At 59.9% G+C, this 1,595-nt stretch carries 2 protein-coding genes; one reads left to right on the forward strand and one right to left on the reverse strand.

Features of this window, described 5'->3' with window-relative positions:
- Positions 1–103: 103 nt before the first annotated feature.
- Positions 104–1,222 (forward strand): IS110 family RNA-guided transposase, encoded by a 1,119-nt coding sequence (locus tag AC0L3U_RS38220; protein ID WP_473364934.1) that lies wholly within the window; start codon positions 104–106, stop codon positions 1,220–1,222.
- Positions 1,223–1,405: 183 nt separating this feature from the next.
- Here the strand turns inward: AC0L3U_RS38220 and AC0L3U_RS38225 are convergent.
- On the reverse strand, positions 1,406–1,595 hold a 190-nt coding region (locus tag AC0L3U_RS38225), incomplete at its 5' end, for a hypothetical protein (RefSeq protein ID WP_473285252.1).

Below are 1,595 nucleotides of genomic sequence, written 5' to 3' on the forward strand. Positions count from 1 at the left end.
CTAGACTGTATGTCCCCCCACAAAATGAGGCGACTCACCCTCGATGTTGCGACGAGGGTTGCCCGGATGGACCGGGTAGAGCCTCAAACAAGGAGGGCGAGTCGTGGGTCATCATACCGAGGTCTTTGTCGGAATCGATACGTCAAAATCGCGCAATGCTATAGCCATTGCCGATGGCGGCCGTGGCGGCGAGATACGATATCTCGGGGAGTTTCCTGCCACGGAGGCAGCGATCCGAAAGCTGGTGGCAAAGCTTGCAGCGAAATGCTGTCAGTTGACGTTTTGCTACGAAGCAGGGCCAACAGGATACGGTCTCTACAGACTGCTCAAGAGCCTCGGCCATGACTGCCTGGTGGTGGCCCCCTCGCTCGTTCCGAAGAAGGCCGGCGATCGAGTGAAGACGAACCGGCGCGATGCGGTAAGCCTCGCCAAGCTGTTGCGCGCGGACGAGCTCACGGCGGTGTGGGTGCCGGACGAGCGCCATGAGGCTATGCGCGATCTCTCGCGCGCCCGTCAAGCAGTGAAGAAGGACCTCCAGGGCAAGCGTCAACAGATCTCGTCATTGATGCTGCGGCTAGGACGCATCTATCCGGGCAAGACAACGTGGGGACCAGCCCACATGAGATGGCTCATGTCGCAGAAGCTCGAGCATCGCGAGCAGCGCATCGCATTCGAAGAGTTACTTGAGGGGATACGCCAGGAAAGTGAGCGGCTGGAGCGTTTGGAAGATGCCATCCGCGAGGTAGTACCCGAGTGGTCGCTCGCCGAGGTTGTGTCGGCCCTGCAGGCGGTGCGTGGGATTGATCTCATTGCGGCTGTGGGGGTGCTGGCTGAGATCGGTGATCTATCCCGCTTTCAAAATCCGCGCGAGTTGATGGGCTATCTGGGTCTGGTGCCCACAGAAAACTCGACTGGCGACCAAGTCAAGCGAGGCGGCATCACCAAAGCCGGTAATGGGCGGGCGCGACGTATTCTTGTAGAGGCGGCCTGGAGCTATCGATATCCGCCGCGCGTGAGCCGAGACAAGCAGCCAAAGGTGGAGGCCGCACCGAGAGTCGCGCGCGAGATTGCGTGGAAAGCGCAAACCAGGCTGTGCGGACGCTTCCGCTCACTCGAGCGGAAGGGCAAGCGGCGAACCGTAATCGTCACGGCGATTGCCCGAGAGCTATCTGCCTTCATTTGGGCGATCAATCGCGAGCTCATGCCACCTCGACAGGCGTGACATCGTTGGGGGCTGTGGACCGCTCGAGTCGTGAGGTGCGCTCGACCGGCCCACAGCCCCCTTTGTTGCAATCAAGATCAGGGGGCAGTCGCAGACATTAATCGTGCAGAAGTGAAGGCGGGACCACGGCAGGGGAAATCCTGAAATCCATTATGTGGCCGATCATCCGATCGACGCCCGACGCTAGACCAGGGACAGCCCCAGACGAAAAAACGGAAATGCGGTATCCAACCCGCGCATCAGAGCCTGTTCACCGACGTCTTTGAGTCCCGCCTTCTCCTCTGCACGATCCATCGGCACAAGAACTTCACGATGAGTCCTCGTGGAGATGAGAAACCGTGCGCTGTGTGCTTGACTGGGGACATCAGAATGG

Source organism: Bradyrhizobium sp. Kon69 (assembly GCF_055807515.1).